This is a genomic window from Pseudomonas sp. MWU15-20650 (genome assembly GCF_023242475.1).
In the GTDB taxonomy this organism is placed as follows: Bacteria; Pseudomonadota; Gammaproteobacteria; order Pseudomonadales; family Pseudomonadaceae; genus Aquipseudomonas.
The window spans coordinates 37,337-51,829 of record NZ_JALJFG010000010.1; the positions used below are offsets into that span (position 1 = coordinate 37,337).

17 protein-coding genes are annotated in these 14,493 nt (G+C 61.0%); 13 read left to right on the plus strand and 4 right to left on the minus strand.

What is annotated here, in order from left to right:
- Nucleotide 1: 1 nt before the first annotated feature.
- The 12 genes from mltG (at nucleotide 2) to M5B43_RS11040 (ending at nucleotide 11,322) form a co-directional block, all read left to right on the plus strand.
- Complete coding sequence (gene mltG, locus M5B43_RS10985) at nucleotides 2-1,123, plus strand: endolytic transglycosylase MltG (protein WP_248750124.1); 1,122 nt, start codon at nucleotides 2-4, stop codon at nucleotides 1,121-1,123.
- A gap of 19 nt (nucleotides 1,124-1,142) precedes the next feature.
- Nucleotides 1,143-1,775 (plus strand): dTMP kinase, encoded by a 633-nt coding sequence (tmk, locus tag M5B43_RS10990; protein ID WP_248750125.1) that lies wholly within the window; start codon nucleotides 1,143-1,145, stop codon nucleotides 1,773-1,775.
- Nucleotides 1,768-2,757: a DNA polymerase III subunit delta' gene (locus M5B43_RS10995; RefSeq protein WP_248750126.1), complete on the plus strand. Its 990-nt coding sequence runs from the start codon at nucleotides 1,768-1,770 to the stop codon at nucleotides 2,755-2,757. The genes tmk and M5B43_RS10995 overlap by 8 nt, the downstream gene beginning before the upstream one ends.
- Before the next feature lie 63 nt (nucleotides 2,758-2,820).
- Nucleotides 2,821-3,606: a TatD family hydrolase gene (locus tag M5B43_RS11000; RefSeq protein WP_248750127.1), complete on the plus strand. Its 786-nt coding sequence runs from the start codon at nucleotides 2,821-2,823 to the stop codon at nucleotides 3,604-3,606.
- 445 nt (nucleotides 3,607-4,051) lie between these two features.
- Complete coding sequence (locus M5B43_RS11005) at nucleotides 4,052-4,720, plus strand: TetR/AcrR family transcriptional regulator (RefSeq protein WP_248750128.1); 669 nt, start codon at nucleotides 4,052-4,054, stop codon at nucleotides 4,718-4,720.
- 139 nt (nucleotides 4,721-4,859) lie between these two features.
- The gene (locus M5B43_RS11010) at nucleotides 4,860-5,828 is read left to right on the plus strand and encodes a radical SAM protein (protein ID WP_248750129.1); all 969 of its coding nucleotides are present in this window, start codon (nucleotides 4,860-4,862) and stop codon (nucleotides 5,826-5,828) included.
- 72 nt (nucleotides 5,829-5,900) lie between these two features.
- The gene (locus tag M5B43_RS11015; protein ID WP_248750130.1) at nucleotides 5,901-6,506 is read left to right on the plus strand and encodes a DUF4823 domain-containing protein; all 606 of its coding nucleotides are present in this window, start codon (nucleotides 5,901-5,903) and stop codon (nucleotides 6,504-6,506) included.
- A 16-nt stretch (nucleotides 6,507-6,522) separates the two neighbouring features.
- A complete protein-coding gene (locus M5B43_RS11020) occupies nucleotides 6,523-7,083 on the plus strand; it encodes a DUF1285 domain-containing protein (protein WP_248750131.1) in 561 nt (186 codons plus the stop codon).
- A 69-nt stretch (nucleotides 7,084-7,152) separates the two neighbouring features.
- Nucleotides 7,153-7,866: a GntR family transcriptional regulator gene (locus tag M5B43_RS11025; protein ID WP_248750132.1), complete on the plus strand. Its 714-nt coding sequence runs from the start codon at nucleotides 7,153-7,155 to the stop codon at nucleotides 7,864-7,866.
- Nucleotides 7,863-8,864, plus strand: a complete 1,002-nt coding sequence (locus M5B43_RS11030; RefSeq protein WP_248750133.1) for an ADP-ribosylglycohydrolase family protein — start codon at nucleotides 7,863-7,865, stop codon at nucleotides 8,862-8,864. The genes M5B43_RS11025 and M5B43_RS11030 overlap by 4 nt, the downstream gene beginning before the upstream one ends.
- 81 nt (nucleotides 8,865-8,945) lie before the next feature.
- Nucleotides 8,946-10,412: a cytosine permease gene (locus M5B43_RS11035; protein WP_248750134.1), complete on the plus strand. Its 1,467-nt coding sequence runs from the start codon at nucleotides 8,946-8,948 to the stop codon at nucleotides 10,410-10,412.
- Nucleotides 10,405-11,322 carry a PfkB family carbohydrate kinase gene (locus tag M5B43_RS11040; RefSeq protein WP_248750135.1) on the plus strand — a complete coding sequence of 306 codons (918 nt, stop codon included), beginning with the start codon at nucleotides 10,405-10,407 and terminating at the stop codon, nucleotides 11,320-11,322. Before M5B43_RS11035 ends, M5B43_RS11040 begins: the two co-directional genes overlap by 8 nt.
- A gap of 96 nt (nucleotides 11,323-11,418) precedes the next feature.
- On the opposite strand, the gene M5B43_RS11045 is transcribed toward M5B43_RS11040, so the two are convergent.
- The 4 genes from M5B43_RS11045 to M5B43_RS11060 all read right to left on the minus strand — a co-directional run bounded on the left by M5B43_RS11045 (nucleotide 11,419) and on the right by M5B43_RS11060 (nucleotide 13,796).
- On the minus strand, nucleotides 11,419-11,799 hold the full coding sequence (locus M5B43_RS11045) for a termination factor Rho (RefSeq protein ID WP_248750136.1): 381 nt from the start codon (nucleotides 11,797-11,799) through the stop codon (nucleotides 11,419-11,421).
- Between the two features lie 51 nt (nucleotides 11,800-11,850).
- A complete protein-coding gene (locus M5B43_RS11050) occupies nucleotides 11,851-12,117 on the minus strand; it encodes a hypothetical protein (RefSeq protein WP_248750137.1) in 267 nt (88 codons plus the stop codon).
- 51 nt (nucleotides 12,118-12,168) lie between these two features.
- Nucleotides 12,169-12,513: a hypothetical protein gene (locus tag M5B43_RS11055; protein WP_248750138.1), complete on the minus strand. Its 345-nt coding sequence runs from the start codon at nucleotides 12,511-12,513 to the stop codon at nucleotides 12,169-12,171.
- Nucleotides 12,514-12,599: 86 nt separating this feature from the next.
- On the minus strand, nucleotides 12,600-13,796 hold the full coding sequence (locus tag M5B43_RS11060; protein WP_248750139.1) for an MFS transporter: 1,197 nt from the start codon (nucleotides 13,794-13,796) through the stop codon (nucleotides 12,600-12,602).
- A gap of 189 nt (nucleotides 13,797-13,985) precedes the next feature.
- Between M5B43_RS11060 and M5B43_RS11065 the strand changes: the two genes are divergently transcribed.
- The gene (locus tag M5B43_RS11065; protein ID WP_248750140.1) at nucleotides 13,986-14,465 is read left to right on the plus strand and encodes a GNAT family N-acetyltransferase; all 480 of its coding nucleotides are present in this window, start codon (nucleotides 13,986-13,988) and stop codon (nucleotides 14,463-14,465) included.
- Nucleotides 14,466-14,493: the final 28 nt, after the last annotated feature.

Here is a 14,493-nt window from a genome sequence, read left to right on the forward strand (position 1 = left end):
GTTGATACGAAAATTGGTTTTATTGCTGCTGATCAGCCTGATCTCGGCAGGTTTGCTGCTGGGTTTTTCCGCCTGGAAGCTCGACTCTGCCTTGAAGCAGCCCTTGAATCTGACGCAGGAACAATTGCTTGATGTCCCGGCCGGGGCAACGCCGACCGGTACCTTCAATCGCTTGGAAGCCGAGGGTGTGCTCGATGACGCCTTCTGGCTGCGTCTCTACTGGCGCTTCAACCTGGAGGGCCAACCACTGCATAGCGGTGAGTATCGCCTGACGCCCGGCCTCACGGCCCAAGGCTTGATAGGCCTGTGGCAGCGTGGCGAAGTGGTGCAGTACAGCCTGACCTTGGTGGAAGGTTGGAATTTCCGCCAGGTACGTTCGGCCCTGGCCAAGCATGAAAAGATCGTGCAGACCCTTGCGGGCCTCAGCGACAGCGAAGTCATGGATAAGCTGGGTCACTCGGGGGTGTTCCCTGAGGGGCGATTCTTTCCCGATACCTACCGGTTTGTACGTGGCATGACTGACGTCGACTTCCTGAAAAAAGCCTACAACCGGCTGGACGATGTGCTCGCCCAGGAGTGGAGCAAGCGGTCCGCCGATGCGCCGTACACCGACCCTTATCAAGCGCTGATCATGGCTTCTTTGGTGGAAAAAGAGACCGGCGTGCCGGAAGAGCGCGGGCAGATTGCCGGTGTGTTCGTGCGCCGCCTGAAGATCGGCATGCTGCTGCAGACCGACCCAACGGTGATCTACGGCCTGGGTGAGCGCTACAACGGCAAGTTGACCCGCGCCCACCTCAAGGAAGCGAACCCCTACAACACCTACATGATTGCCGGCCTGCCACCGACACCCATCGCGATGGTCGGGCGCGAAGCGATCCATGCGGCGCTGAACCCCGTGCCGGGAAGCAGCCTGTATTTCGTCGCACGGGGCGACGGCAGCCATATTTTTTCCGATGACCTGGATGCGCATAATGCCGCCGTACGTGAGTTTCAGCTCAAGCGTCGCGCCGATTACCGCTCCAGCCCGGCACCGGTGGTGAAACCGCTGGACGACGCTGCGCCGCCTGCTGATGCTCCGGTCGAGCCCGCGCCGGACAGCCCCGCGCCGCAAAGCCCGCAATGACTCTGACTAAGGACTGCCTGTGACTGGCTTGTTTATTACCTTGGAAGGCCCGGAAGGCGCCGGCAAAAGCACGAACCGCGATTATCTGGCCGAGCGCCTGCGTGCCGAGGGCATCGAAGTGGTGCTGACCCGTGAACCGGGCGGGACGCCGCTGGCCGAGCGGATTCGCGAAGTCCTCTTGGCTCCGGGTGACGAGCAGATGAATCCGGACACTGAGCTGCTGCTGGTGTTTGCCGCACGCGCCCAACACTTGGCCGAAGTGATTCGCCCAGCCCTGGCGCGGGGTGCCGTGGTGATTTGTGACCGTTTCACTGATTCCACCTACGCCTACCAGGGCGGTGGCCGGGGGTTGTCCCTGGAGCGCATCGCCACCCTGGAAACGTTCGTGCAGGGTGATGTGCGCCCGGATCTGACCCTGCTGTTCGACCTGCCGGTGGAAGTGGGGATGGCTCGCGCCAGCGCCCGCGGTCGTCTGGATCGCTTCGAGCTGGAAGGCCGGGCATTTTTCGACGCGGTACGCACCGCGTTCCTCAAGCGTGCCGAGGCTGAGCCTGCGCGTTATTCCCTGTTGGACGCCGCCCAGCCGTTGGCTCAAGTGCAGCAGGCCATCGATGCCCTGTTGCCCAAACTGCTGGAGCGCGCCCGTGGCTGAGTCCTACCCGTGGCAGGACAGCCTCTGGCAGCAACTGGCCGGCCGTGCCCAGCACGCCCATGCCTATCTGCTGCACGGGCCAATGGGGATCGGTAAACGCGCCCTCGCTGAACGCCTGATGGCCAGCTTGCTGTGCCAGCGCCCCGTCAATCTGGAAGCCTGTGGCGAGTGCAAGTCCTGCCTGCTGCTCAAGGCCGGTAGTCACCCGGACAACTATTTACTGGAGCCTGAGGAGGCGGACAAGGCGATCAAGGTCGACCAGGTGCGTGATCTCGTCAGCTTCGTGGTGCAGACCGCGCAGATGGGGGGCCGCAAGGTGGTGCTGATCGAGCCGGTGGAGGCGATGAACATCAATGCCGCCAACGCCTTGCTCAAAAGCCTTGAGGAGCCTTCCGGCGATACCGTGTTGTTGCTGGTGAGCCATCAATCCAGCCGCCTGTTGCCGACCATCCGCAGCCGCTGCGTGCAACAGGCTTGCCCATTGCCGAGCGAGGCCATGAGCCTGCAGTGGCTGGCGCAGGCTTTGCCGGAATGCTCCGCTGACGAACGGGTTGAATTACTGACCCTGGCGGCCGGTTCACCCTTGGCGGCGGTCAAGCTGCAAGCCCAAGGGGTGCGCGAGCAGCGTGCGCTGGTCGTCGATGGCGTGAAGAAGTTGCTCAAGCAAGAACTGTCCGCCACGCAACTGGCCGAAAGCGCCTGGAAGGACATCCCGCTGCTGCTGCTGTTCGATTGGTTCTGTGACTGGTCGAGCCTGATCCTGCGTTACCAGTTGACCCAGGATGAAGGTGGCCTGGGCCTGCCGGATATGCGCAAGGTCGTGCAATACCTGGCGCAGAAAAGCGCCCAGGACAAAGTGCTGACTATTCAGGACTGGATTCTCGCCCAGCGCCAGAAGGTGCTCGGCAAAGCCAACCTCAACCGCGTGCTGTTGCTTGAAGCGCTGCTGGTGCAGTGGGTTGGCCTGCTCGGCCGTCGTTAATTTCCGTGGTCGACGGGTGTATCGTTGGCCAGACACTTTCCGTGACTTAAGTCGTACTTTCCTATGCTCGTAGATTCCCATTGCCACCTTGATCGCCTGGACCTTGCCCAACATGGTGGTTCCCTCGACGCCGCCCTTGAGGCAGCGCGCCAGCGCGGGGTAGGGCACTTCCTGTGTATCGGCGTCAGTGCCGAAAACGCCGCCGACGTCAAAACCCTCGCTGATCGCTATGCCGATGTGGACTGTTCGGTGGGTATCCACCCATTGGACCTCAAGCCTGGCGAAGCCCCGGCCCTCGATTGGCTGTTGGCCGAACTCAACCACCCGCGCGTGGTGGCCATTGGCGAAACCGGCCTGGATTACCACTACGAGCCCGAAGCCGCCGACTTGCAGCAAGCCTCGTTCCGCCTGCACCTGCAAGCTGCCCAGCAAACCGGCAAACCAGTGATCGTCCATACCCGTGGTGCGCGTGCCGATACCCTCACGCTATTGCGCGAAGCCGCGCTGCCCCAGGCCGGCGTGTTGCACTGTTTCACCGAGGATTGGGAAATGGCCAAGGCCGCCCTGGACCTGGGGTTCTATATTTCCTTGTCGGGTATCGTCACCTTCCGCAATGCCGATGCCCTGCGCGATGTGGCCCGCCAGGTGCCGGCAGATCGCCTGCTGGTGGAAACCGACTCGCCGTACCTGGCGCCCATTCCCCATCGCGGCAAGCCCAACCTGCCGGAATATGTGCGCGATGTGGCGGATTACCTGGCGATGCTGCGCGGTGAGTCATACGAACGCTTCGCGCAGCAGACGACCGAGAACTTCAAGCGCCTGTTCCCGCTGGCGCATGTCGCTGGGTAGAGCCGCCAAATCGCAGGCAAAAAAAACCCGGGTTCTGGGGGGTGAATCCGGGCTAAGACCATTAGGAGTAAAACAAGGGCACACAGTCCGTCGGTACCCAGGTCGGCGCTTCACTTGGGGGAGATGTCACGCCGACAGTTCAAGTATTGATCAGTATCCCATTCAGTCCAGTCATATCTGGTCGTTTTTTAAACAGATTTGGAATACGCGCGCTTCGCTTGAGTTCTCATTGAGCGGATGGGCAGTTGCAGATGTTGCGTATTATTTCTGACTGATATCGATGAAAACGTTGGTGTACTGAAAGTTAAGTGCGTGACGGGTTCACATAGACGTTGCCCAACGACCGTTCAGTCGGGATAATCCCTCGCATCGGGTAAATCGTATCGCCTCGTATCCATGGCCATGCGTAACCCTCCCTATTCCGACCTCTGCAGACCTCTTCCTCATGCACAAAGAACCCCGTAAGGTCCGTGAGTTTCGCCGCCGTGAGCAGGAAATTCTCGACACTGCACTCAAGCTGTTCCTCGAACAAGGTGAAGACAGCGTCACCGTCGAGATGATCGCGGATGCCGTGGGTATCGGCAAAGGCACGATCTACAAGCACTTCAAGTCCAAGGCCGAGATCTATCTGCGCCTGATGCTGGATTACGAGCGCGACTTGAACGAGTTGCTGCATTCGGCCGATGTCGACAAGGACAAAGAAGCCCTGTCCCGGGCGTATTTCGAGTTTCGTATGCGTGACCCGCAGCGCTACCGCCTGTTCGATCGCCTGGAAGAGAAGGTGGTTAAAGGTCACCAGGTGCCGGAAATGGTCGAGGAACTGCACAAGATCCGCGCCTCGAACTTCGAACGCCTGACCTTGCTGATCAAGGGCCGCATCAGTGAAGGCAAGCTCGAAGACGTTCCACCGTATTTCCATTACTGCGCTGCCTGGGCTTTGGTGCATGGCGCTGTGGCCCTGTATCACTCGCCGTTCTGGAGCAACGTGTTGGAAGATCAGGAAGGTTTCTTCCAATTCCTGATGGACATCGGCGTACGCATGGGCAACAAGCGCAAGCACAGTGCCGAACTGCCAAGCGCTGAATCGAAGAGCGACGAAACCCCCGCAACGTAAGTCATTCACCGCAATGATGGCGCAATGATTTTCTGCCAGGTGCGTTACCTGAGGAATATACTCAGGCAAGGATCTTGCTAAAAACTGATTTATAGGTCAGCTTTTGGAGCGTTTGAATTGTCCTCTGCCGGAGTGATCCATGATCGTTGATCGTCAAGGCAGGCGGTTTCGCAATTTGCGGATCAGCCTGACCTCAGCCTGCAATTATGCGTGTACCTACTGCGTGCCCAACGGCAAGCGGCTGGTGGCTGCCCAGGACGAACTCTCGGCCGAGGCCATGGCTCGGGGTGTGGCTTACCTGATCGAAGCGGCCGGTATCGAACGCTTGCGTATCACCGGCGGCGAGCCGTTGGTCAGCCCCAAACTGGAAGCCTTCATGGGCGCGGTGGGGCAAATGGGGCTCAGTGACATCAGCCTGACCACCAACGGCCAACTGCTGGCGCGCAAACTGCCGTTGCTGGTGGAGGCCGGCATTCGTCGGATCAACGTCTCCCTCGACACCCTGGACGCCGACGCTTTCCGCAGCATCGCCCGTGGCGGAGACCTGGCGACCGTGCTGGATGGTATGGAGCAGGCCCGCGCTGCCGGGATCAAGATCAAGGTCAATATGGTGCCGTTGCGCGGCCAGAACCTGGACCAGGTGATGCCGCTGCTCGATTACTGCCTGGAGCGCGGCTATGAGCTGCGTTTTATCGAACTGATGCGCATGGGGCACTTGGCAAAAGATTCCAACGCGTTCCTGCAGCAATTCGTCAGCCTGCAACAACTGCTCAGCCTGATCGGTGAACATCACGAGTACCTGCAAGCCAGTGCGCCTGTCGATGCCACGGCGGTGCGCTACGAAGTCCCAGGCCGAGGCTTCTTTGGGGTGATCGCCAACGAAAGCGTACCGTTCTGCCGTACCTGTTCGCGCTTGCGGCTGTCCTCCACCGGTTGGCTGCATGGCTGCCTGTCGTCGAGTAATCGTCACTACGTGGGTGACTTGCTCGATCAACCGCGTCACCAGGCATTGCCGGCCCTGCAGGGCTTGCTGGTCAAAGCCCTGGGCGACAAACAGGAAGTGGCCTTCTCCGGCGGTGCGACGATCATGAAGATCATCGGCGGCTAGCCCAAGCTGGCGCAGAACCTGCATCAGGTGCCCATTCGCCGGTTTTCCGTCACCGGCTTCTGGAGGATTAGGATGCGTAGTCTGGTTTTGCTGCTGGCGTCGTTGGCCCTGAGTGGCTGCATGACCGTCAGCGATATGGCCGAAGGCACCCGCTATCAGATGAGCGACGCCGGGTTGCTCGACCACAGCGATACCCGTCGTACGGCTTCGGTTCGCATACAGCCGGACTCATTTGTCTTTATTGCCCAAGGCGCCTTCGTACCGCCGGGCAGCGCCTATCCGCGACCTAATGTGGTGGCCGAGGAAGCGTTCAACGGCTTCGTCGAATATTTCCCGATGGTGCGGCGCGCCCGTCAGCCTGAGGGGCTCGAGCAGGCCATGGCCGAAGCCCGTGGGGCAGGCGCTCACTACTTGCTGTATTGCCGCTTCGCCGCGGCCGATGACCGTATCGGCAACGCCGATGAGTGGACCGACCAACAAGCCCTGGACCGCTTGGGCCTGGACAGCGGCGTGATCCAGATCATGCTGATCGAGACCAGCACCCAGTATTTGATTGATACTGCACGTATTCGCAGTCGTGGCGGTTTACTGACGTTCCACGATAACAAGCCGCAAGATCTGATTGCCCGCCCCTTGGCGCAGTATGCTCGAGGTTTGCTGGGCATGAGTGATCAGTAAAGCAGAGGAGCCCCCCATGACCGATTCCGCCAAGGCCAATGATCTATTGGCCCAACTGCCCAAGGGCAAGGGGCCGGCACCTGTGCATTTGTGGAACCCGGATTTCTGTGGCCACATCGATATGCGCATCGCCCGCGACGGCACCTGGTTTTATCAGGGCACGCCCATCGGGCGAAAGCCGATGGTCAAAATGTTCTCCACTATCATTCGCCGCGACGGCGATGATTATTTCCTGATTACCCCGGTAGAAAAGGTCGGCATCACCGTCGATGATGCGCCGTTTGTGGCAGTTACCCTGGACGTTGAAGGCGAGGGCGAAAACCAGGTACTGCGCTTCACTTCCAACGTCGATGAGCAGATCGAGGCGGGCCTCGAACACCCGCTGCGGGTGGTGGTCGATTCCGTCACTCAGGAGCCTGCCCCCTATCTGCGGGTACGCACCAACCTTGAAGCCCTCGTTCACCGCAACGTGTTCTACCAATTGGTGGAGTTGGCGGTGAGCCGTCCGATCAACGGTCAGAACTGGCTTGGAGTATGGAGCGGCGGGGAGTTTTTCCCCATTGGCCTGGAGCCCTGAGGCCGTTTATTTCACCTCCTGAAATAATTTGCTTGCTGAGATCGGACGCTTTCGGTTATCAATTTGTACATGATTAGACATGTTCGATTTGATAAGAAAAAACGCGTCGTCGACGAGCTCATCCGCCGTATCGAGGGTGGGGTGATGGCCGACGGTTTCCTGTTGCCGGGCGAACACCAGTTGGCCGAGGAGTTTGCGGTCAGCCGTGGCACGCTGCGTGAAGCGCTTGCCGAGCTCAAACGCCGCAACTACATCGCCACCCAGAGCGGCGTGGGTTCCATCGTCACCTTTGACGGTATGGTGCTGGACCAACGCAGCGGCTGGGCCCAGGCCCTGGCGGATACCGGTGCGCGGGTGACCACCGATGTCCTGCGCCTTGAAGCGGTCACCCGGCCGGACTTGCTCAGCCGTTTCGGCTGCGACCAATTCATTGCCCTCGACCGTCGCCGGCGTACGGCCGACGGCACTGCGGTGTCCCTGGAGCGCTCGCTGATGCCGGCCTCCGGTGGCTTGGAAAGCCTGCCTCGTATCGGCTTGATCGACAACTCCCTGACCATCACCCTGGCGGCCTATGGCTATGTAGGCGCCGAAGGTGACCAGTGGATCGGTGCCGAGCCGCTGAGCGATGAAGACGCCGAGTTGCTTGGGCGCCCTATTGGCACGGTGTTTCTCAAGGCATCGCGCACGACTTACGATCGTCGCGAGCGCTTTATGGAGTATGTCGAAAGCCTGCTCGACCCTCTGCACTTTCGTTTGCACCTGCAATTTGGAGCTTCAAAATGACCCCGGCCAATCGTGCGCTTGGCGCTTTCTATGGCCTGGCCCTGGGGGATGCCTTGGGCATGCCCACCCAGTCGCTGAGCCGTGAGCAGGTCCGGGCACGCTTCGGTGCGATTACCACGTTGCAAGCTGCCGATGCCGACCAACCCATCGCGCCGAACATGCCCGCCGGCTCTATCACCGATGACACCGAGCAGGCCATTCTGGTGGCGCAGTTGCTGGTGGACGGTCAAGGCAAGATCGAACCGAGCGTGCTCGCCCAGCGCTTGATCGACTGGGAGGCGGTGATGCGCGCCAAGGGCTCCCAGGATTTGCTCGGCCCATCGACCAAACGCGCAATCGACATGATCCTCGCCGGCCACACCCCGGAGGAATCCGGGCGCTATGGCACCACCAATGGCGCGGCGATGCGCATCACCCCCGTCGGTATCGCCGCCGATGTCAGCGACCCGGCGCACTTTATTCAGGCCGTGATCCAGGCGTGCCAGGTCACCCATAACACCAGCCTGGGTATCTCCAGTGCTGCGGCGGTCGCGGCGGTGGTCTCGGCCGGCATCAACGGCGTGGACCTTGGGGAAGCGCTCAACATCGGCGTCCAGATTGCCCAGCAGGCCGAAGGCCACGGCCACTGGATTGCCGGTGGGCGTGTTTCCACCCGCATCAGTTGGGCGCGCACCTTGAGCGTCGGCAGCGGTGACAAGGCGCTGTTCGCTGACCTGCTCTATGAGTTGATCGGTACTTCGGTGGCGTCCCAGGAATCGGTGGTGGTGTCGTTTGCCCTCGCGCAGCAAGTGGCGTCGGGCGATATGACGGCCTTCGAGGCCCTGTGCCTGGCCGCCAGCCTGGGGGGCGACACCGACACCATTGCGGCGATCCTCGGCGCCATGGTGGGCGCGTGCCTGGGCCTGCAGTGCTGGCCGGCAGCGATGATTGAACAGGTCAAACAGGTCAATGGCCTGGCGTTGCAGCCGTTGGTCCACGGGCTGCTCGCGTTGCGCTAAGCCGCCCATTGGACCTTGCTGAGTCAGGACGACTTAGTCTCTGCCACAACCACAATAATACTGGCACCAGGAGCCCCTCTCATGAGCAGCACTTCTTCCGGCCAAAGCGCCGGGCAGTTGGAAACACGTGGTATCGAACCGGTCCCGGAGGGCGAGTGCAACGGCCATCCGCTGCAATTGTTCTGGGTGTGGTTCGCCGCCAACATCAGCATCCTTGGCTTGCCGCTCGGCGCGACGCTTGTGGCGTTCCGCGGCCTGGCGATCTGGCAGGCCATTCTCGTCGCCCTCCTTGGCGCGGCCGGTTCCTTTGCGGTGGTGGGCATCATCTCCATCGCTGGCCGTCGGGGGCGCGCGCCCAGCCTGACCTTGTCCCGCGCCATCTTCGGCGTGCGCGGCAATATCGGTCCGACCCTGGTGTCGCTGATGTCGCGCCTGGGCTGGGAAACCGTCAACACCACGACGGCGGCCTTTGTATTGCTGTCGCTGTGTTCGATCCTGTTTCACTCGCCGGTCGAGGCGAAAAGCGCGCCGTTGCTGACCTTGCTGTTTATCGCCCTCTTCGTGCTGCTGACCCTGTCGGTTTCTGGCCTCGGTCATGCGACGTTGCTGGTGATCCAGAAGTGGGCCACTTACGTGTTCGGTGCCTTGAATATCCTGGTGGGCGGTTTCCTCTGCGCCACCATCGACTGGAGCGCGGTGTTCAACGCTACACCGGCACCGCTGAGCGCGATGATCATCGGCATCGGCACCATGGCGGCGGGCACGGGTATCGGTTGGGCCAACGCTGGCGCCGACATGTCGCGCTACCAGCACCGCAGCGTCAAGGCTGCGCGCCTGGTGGCATCTGCCGCATTTGGCGCGGGTATTCCGCTGGTATTGCTGATCACTCTCGGCGGCCTGCTGTCGGTGGGCAATAACGACCTGGCCTCGGCCACTGACCCGATCATCGCGATCCGCGACATGCTGCCGACCTGGATGGCCGTGCCGTACCTGATCACGGCGTTTGGCGGGCTGCTGCTTTCCAACAACCTCTCGGTGTACTCGGCCGGACTCACCACCTTGACCCTGGGCTTGAAGGTCAAGCGCGTGCATGCGGTGATCGTCGACATCGTGGCGATCTTCGCCGGTTCTATCTACTTCATGCTGATCGCCGACAGTTTCTACGGCCCGTTCATTACCTTCATCTCGTTGCTGGCGGTGCCGATCACAGCGTGGGTCGGGATCTTCGTGGTCGACCTGATTCACCGTCACTACTACAGCCCAAAAGACCTGCTGGACGTCAGCCCCACCAGCGCCTACTGGTACCGCGGCGGTATCGAATGGCGTGCGTTCGGCGCCTGGGCCGTGGCGATCGTGCTGGGCTTGAGCTTCACCACCATTGGCACCACCGCTGAAAATATCTGGTTCGCCGGGCCGTTGTCTGACTCCTGGCTGGGCCATAACGGCCTCGGCTGGATCGTCACCTTCCTGGTGGCCGGTGGGATTTATGCGGTACTGGGCGGCGCGGCTGATCGGCGCCCAGCTTTGGTAGAGAGCCCCAATGTCTAGATTGCTGCACACAGGCCAAGTCATCGTTGACCTGGTCATGGCCCTCGACACCTTGCCCGCAACCGGCGGCGACGTGTTGGCACACTCGGCCAATTTCGAAGCCGGCGGTGGGTTTAATGTGATGGCTGCGGCGCGGCGCAATGGTTTACCGGTGATTTACCTGGGCCGTCACGGCAGTGGGCGCTTCGGCGACCTGGCGCGCGCGGCGATGCAGGCCGAGGGCGTGGAGATGGCGCAGGCGGCCAGCGAAGGCAAGGACACCGGGTTGTGTGTGTCGCTGACCGAGGCCACCACCGAGCGCACCTTCATTTCCCATATCGGTGCTGAAGGTGACTTGAGCGCCGAGGATTTGGCCCGCGTGGTGCCGCGCGCGGATGACTATGTGTATGTGAGCGGCTACAGCCTGTTGCTCGATGGCAAGGCGCAGGCGTTGCTCGATTGGCTGCTGGCGTTGCCGCGTGAAATCACGGTGGTGTTCGACCCGGGCCCGCTGGTCAAGGCGCCGGACTCGGCGCTGATGCGGGCCTTGCTGCCGCGTATCGATATCTGGACCAGCAACGGCCCGGAAGCGCTCGCGTTTACGGGCGCCGCTATGTTGGCCGACGCACTGACCGAGCTTAATCGCCTCCTGCCTGCCGAAACATTGCGGGTGGTGCGTGATGGCCCGAACGGATGTTGGGTCAGTGCCCAAGGCAACGCCGAACATGTACTGGGGTTTGACGTGAAAGCGGTCGACAGCAACGGTGCAGGCGATGCCCATGCGGGCGTCTTTCTCGCCGGGTTGGCCAATGGTTTGGCACCTGTTGACGCGGCGCGTCGTGCCAATGCAGCCGCTGCGCTGGCGGTCACGCGTTGGGGGCCTGCAACTGCACCCGGGCCTGCCGAAGTGGATGCATTGTTGGCAAAATAGGCACCTATCAGCACCGAGCGACTCCATGACCCAGAACGGCGCAGGAGCAGGAGCGCCCGATGATGTTGCTGGTCTCGGCCCCCATTTGATCGGTGCCTAGCCGGCCTTGCGCAGCGCATCGATCAACTGATCTTTGCGCATGCTCGAACGCCCCCGAATATCCTTGGCCCGCGCTTCTTTTAACAAGCTTTCCTTGGTTTGCGTGCTTAGCGAAACCGTGCTGTTACGCGGGTGGCCTTCGCGGGTGGCGGCGGCACGCTTGGCGGACTCACTTCGCGCCTGGGCTTTTTTCTCCGGGGCCTTGTTGCGGCCTGAACCACCGGGTTTTTCGCCTCCACCGGACTGCTTATTGACGGTCGCCCAGGCTCGGGCTTCGGCTTCATCCGTGGGGACGCCTTTTTGCTCGTAACTCTCTTCGATACGAGCGGCCTTACGCTTCTGTGCGGCGGTGTATTTGGCTTTGCTTCCAAGAGGCATTGCGATACTCCTACTGGCCCTTAATGTCCGGGCCAGACCAGACAAAATGGATTACTGACGGCTCTCACCTTCCAGCTTGCGGGCCTCGTCGACGCCCGACGCGGTCAGTTTGATCGGCAGGTTCAACGAATATTCACCGGCATCGTCGGTGGTCACATGCCCATCCTTGATCAGCCCACGGTCCTGTAGGAACGCCAAGACACTGGCGACCACTTTTTCACCGCGGTAGTTATCCAGAACCTCCTTGCCCAGGCCATTCGGGTGGGCGTGCAGCAGGCGGGTGAGGACTTCTTTTTCAAGGTTTCTATCGACGTTCATGCTTACCTCTTCACTGGGGAATGGTCAGGTGTTCGTCTTGCTACCGCAGTATCAAGGCGCAGGTTGTTTCGGTGCGCCGGGAATGCGGTTGTCGTCGCCTTTGTTGACATTCGGTTCTTTTGCTCCGGGGCCCATCTTGCCGTTACCGACGGCGGCGGGGGCCTGGCGTTGTGTGTCGTTGCCTTGGGTGCGTGGGTCGGCACCGTTGTTGATAATCGCGCCACCATTGGTATCAAGGCCGGTGCCCATTGAATCCTGAGACTCCTGGGTAGCAGGGCTCGGTGGGTTGCCGACGGGATCGGTCTTGCCGGTGGACGATGTGGCAGCCAAGGCACTCAGCGATGCGGCAGACAAAAGGCCGGTGAGGGCGAGGGCGGCGAGTTTGGAATTTTTCATCAGGGGTGTCTCCATATGATTAATGTCCTTACCCTTTATTGGTCCGCCCCCGTTTCGGGTTCGTGCCTTGATGGCGACGAACGGTATTAACTTACCTGTAAGGCTTTGTGTGCCGAGCGCTGGCGCCAGATCAATCGCGCCACCGTGATCAGCCAGTTGAACAAGGCCACGCCCAGCACACTCGCCAGCAGCATCGGGAGGCCGTAGTCGACGATGATCTTGCCCGCCAGCCAGGGAAAACCGAACACGCCGATAAAGTACGCCAGGCTGAACAGCAGCAGTGCCTGGGATGTAGTGCCTGACGGCGCTTCGTTGGCCACCAGCCCATTGATCACGGAATACGTGAGGCCGTACCCCACCCCCAACGTGGCCGCCGCCAGCAGGTAGCTGAAGTTACCGCTAACGCCAAATGCAAACAGCGCGATAGACCCGAGCATGATCCCGGATAACGCACAGGCGGCCCGGTAGGCATCACGCTTGACCACGTGGCCGGCGATCAGTAGGCGGCTGGTGATTGCGGCACTCAGGAACCCCGCGAAGAACAGCGAATAGTCCAACCTATGGGCCGCTGCATAGCTGGTCTGGAACGATGACAGCCCGCCAAATACACAGCCACCCAGGCCAACCATCAGGATGGAAAATGCGGCTTTTGATGACAGCACTCGGCGGCTGGAGGCCCAGGAAATCCTCGATGTGGGCACATTCGCGTGATGCTTGAGGTGTGCCCCCATGCGCCAGAACATCGCGACGCCCGCGAGGCTGGCCAACCCCGCAATATAGAAGGCCGTTGTCAGCGGCAGGTCCAATGCACTGGCGGCTCGCCCGAGCAAAGGGCCGGCTCCGATCCCGCTCAACATGCTTCCCGACAGCAGCGCAAAGTATTTGGCCCGCTGGTGGGACTCCACCAGCAGCGTCACGATGATCGGACCCAAGGTGTAGAACACACCCCAGCCCAACCCCAAAGACAGCCCGAATACCATCAGGCCTTGACCAAAACCCGGCGTCAGCGCAAACCCCAGGCAGGCCACCACCAGCAATACACCCATCCCCGCAATAGCCCGTGCCGCGCCCACGGCATCGGCCAAATGTCCGCAACACACCACCGCCACGAAAGTGCTGAGCATCGCCATGGAAATCACGCTGCCGGCATCATGTTCGTTTCCTCCGCGCGAATGGATCAATAGCGACAGCAGAAACGTCGAGCCGTAGGACAGCGACAGCAAGAAGCTGGCAAGGCAGAACAGCGCAAATGTCTTCGCGCCCACCGCAGGCGTGGTGTGCATGAGTAAGTCTCGAGTCGTTGGATTTATGCGCTCTGTTTACCATGCACAGCCCGGCGGATTGTTCTGTGGTTGGTGGTGCTCGGGTTAGCGTGCGACGGAGTAAAGCGCCCCGGTTGCTGCGAAATTGCACTGCAATCGGTCATCAAAGCGTCTTAGTATGTGGGCTTTGAAATTGCCCAAGGCCTGCCCATGACCATCGAGATTCGCCCCGCCGTGCCCAGCGATGCTGCGCAGATCCTGACGTTCATCACCGAACTTGCCGAATACGAAAAGGCCCGGCATGAAGTGATCGCCAGCGTGGCGGATATTGAGCGCAGCCTGTTCAGCGAAGGGGCTACCGCCCATGGCCTGATCTGCTCGCGGGATGGCGTGCCGATTGGTTTCGCGGTGTTCTTTTTCAGTTATTCGACGTGGCTTGGCAGCAACTGCCTGTACCTGGAAGACCTCTACATCAACCCGGAACAACGCGGCGGTGGGGCGGGCAAGAAGTTGTTGCGCCACTTGGCGAAGATTGCCTGCGACAACGGTTGCGGGCGCTTTGAATGGAGCGTGCTGGACTGGAACGAACCGGCCATCGCGTTCTACAAATCCATCGGTGCCCAGCCGCAGGAGGAGTGGGTGCGCTATCGCATGGAAGGGGATGCGCTGCGCGATTTTGCCCAAGGCTGATCCGCGCTCCGCTGAAAAACCGGCCTTT

What these genes read in the sequence shown, in the direction of transcription:
- M5B43_RS11000 (WP_248750127.1), top strand. Translation starts at nt 2,821, where the DNA reads ATGCTCGTAGATTCCCATTGCCACCTTGATCGCCTGGACCTTGCCCAA.
- M5B43_RS11005 (WP_248750128.1), top strand. Translation starts at nt 4,052, where the DNA reads ATGCACAAAGAACCCCGTAAGGTCCGTGAGTTTCGCCGCCGTGAGCAG.
- M5B43_RS11010 (WP_248750129.1), top strand. Translation starts at nt 4,860, where the DNA reads ATGATCGTTGATCGTCAAGGCAGGCGGTTTCGCAATTTGCGGATCAGC.
- M5B43_RS11015 (WP_248750130.1), top strand. Translation starts at nt 5,901, where the DNA reads ATGCGTAGTCTGGTTTTGCTGCTGGCGTCGTTGGCCCTGAGTGGCTGC.
- M5B43_RS11020 (WP_248750131.1), top strand. Translation starts at nt 6,523, where the DNA reads ATGACCGATTCCGCCAAGGCCAATGATCTATTGGCCCAACTGCCCAAG.
- M5B43_RS11025 (WP_248750132.1), top strand. Translation starts at nt 7,153, where the DNA reads ATGATTAGACATGTTCGATTTGATAAGAAAAAACGCGTCGTCGACGAG.
- M5B43_RS11030 (WP_248750133.1), top strand. Translation starts at nt 7,863, where the DNA reads ATGACCCCGGCCAATCGTGCGCTTGGCGCTTTCTATGGCCTGGCCCTG.
- M5B43_RS11035 (WP_248750134.1), top strand. Translation starts at nt 8,946, where the DNA reads ATGAGCAGCACTTCTTCCGGCCAAAGCGCCGGGCAGTTGGAAACACGT.
- M5B43_RS11040 (WP_248750135.1), top strand. Translation starts at nt 10,405, where the DNA reads ATGTCTAGATTGCTGCACACAGGCCAAGTCATCGTTGACCTGGTCATG.
- M5B43_RS11045 (WP_248750136.1), bottom strand. Translation starts at nt 11,799, where the DNA reads ATGCCTCTTGGAAGCAAAGCCAAATACACCGCCGCACAGAAGCGTAAG.
- M5B43_RS11050 (WP_248750137.1), bottom strand. Translation starts at nt 12,117, where the DNA reads ATGAACGTCGATAGAAACCTTGAAAAAGAAGTCCTCACCCGCCTGCTG.
- M5B43_RS11055 (WP_248750138.1), bottom strand. Translation starts at nt 12,513, where the DNA reads ATGAAAAATTCCAAACTCGCCGCCCTCGCCCTCACCGGCCTTTTGTCT.
- M5B43_RS11060 (WP_248750139.1), bottom strand. Translation starts at nt 13,796, where the DNA reads ATGCACACCACGCCTGCGGTGGGCGCGAAGACATTTGCGCTGTTCTGC.
- M5B43_RS11065 (WP_248750140.1), top strand. Translation starts at nt 13,986, where the DNA reads ATGACCATCGAGATTCGCCCCGCCGTGCCCAGCGATGCTGCGCAGATC.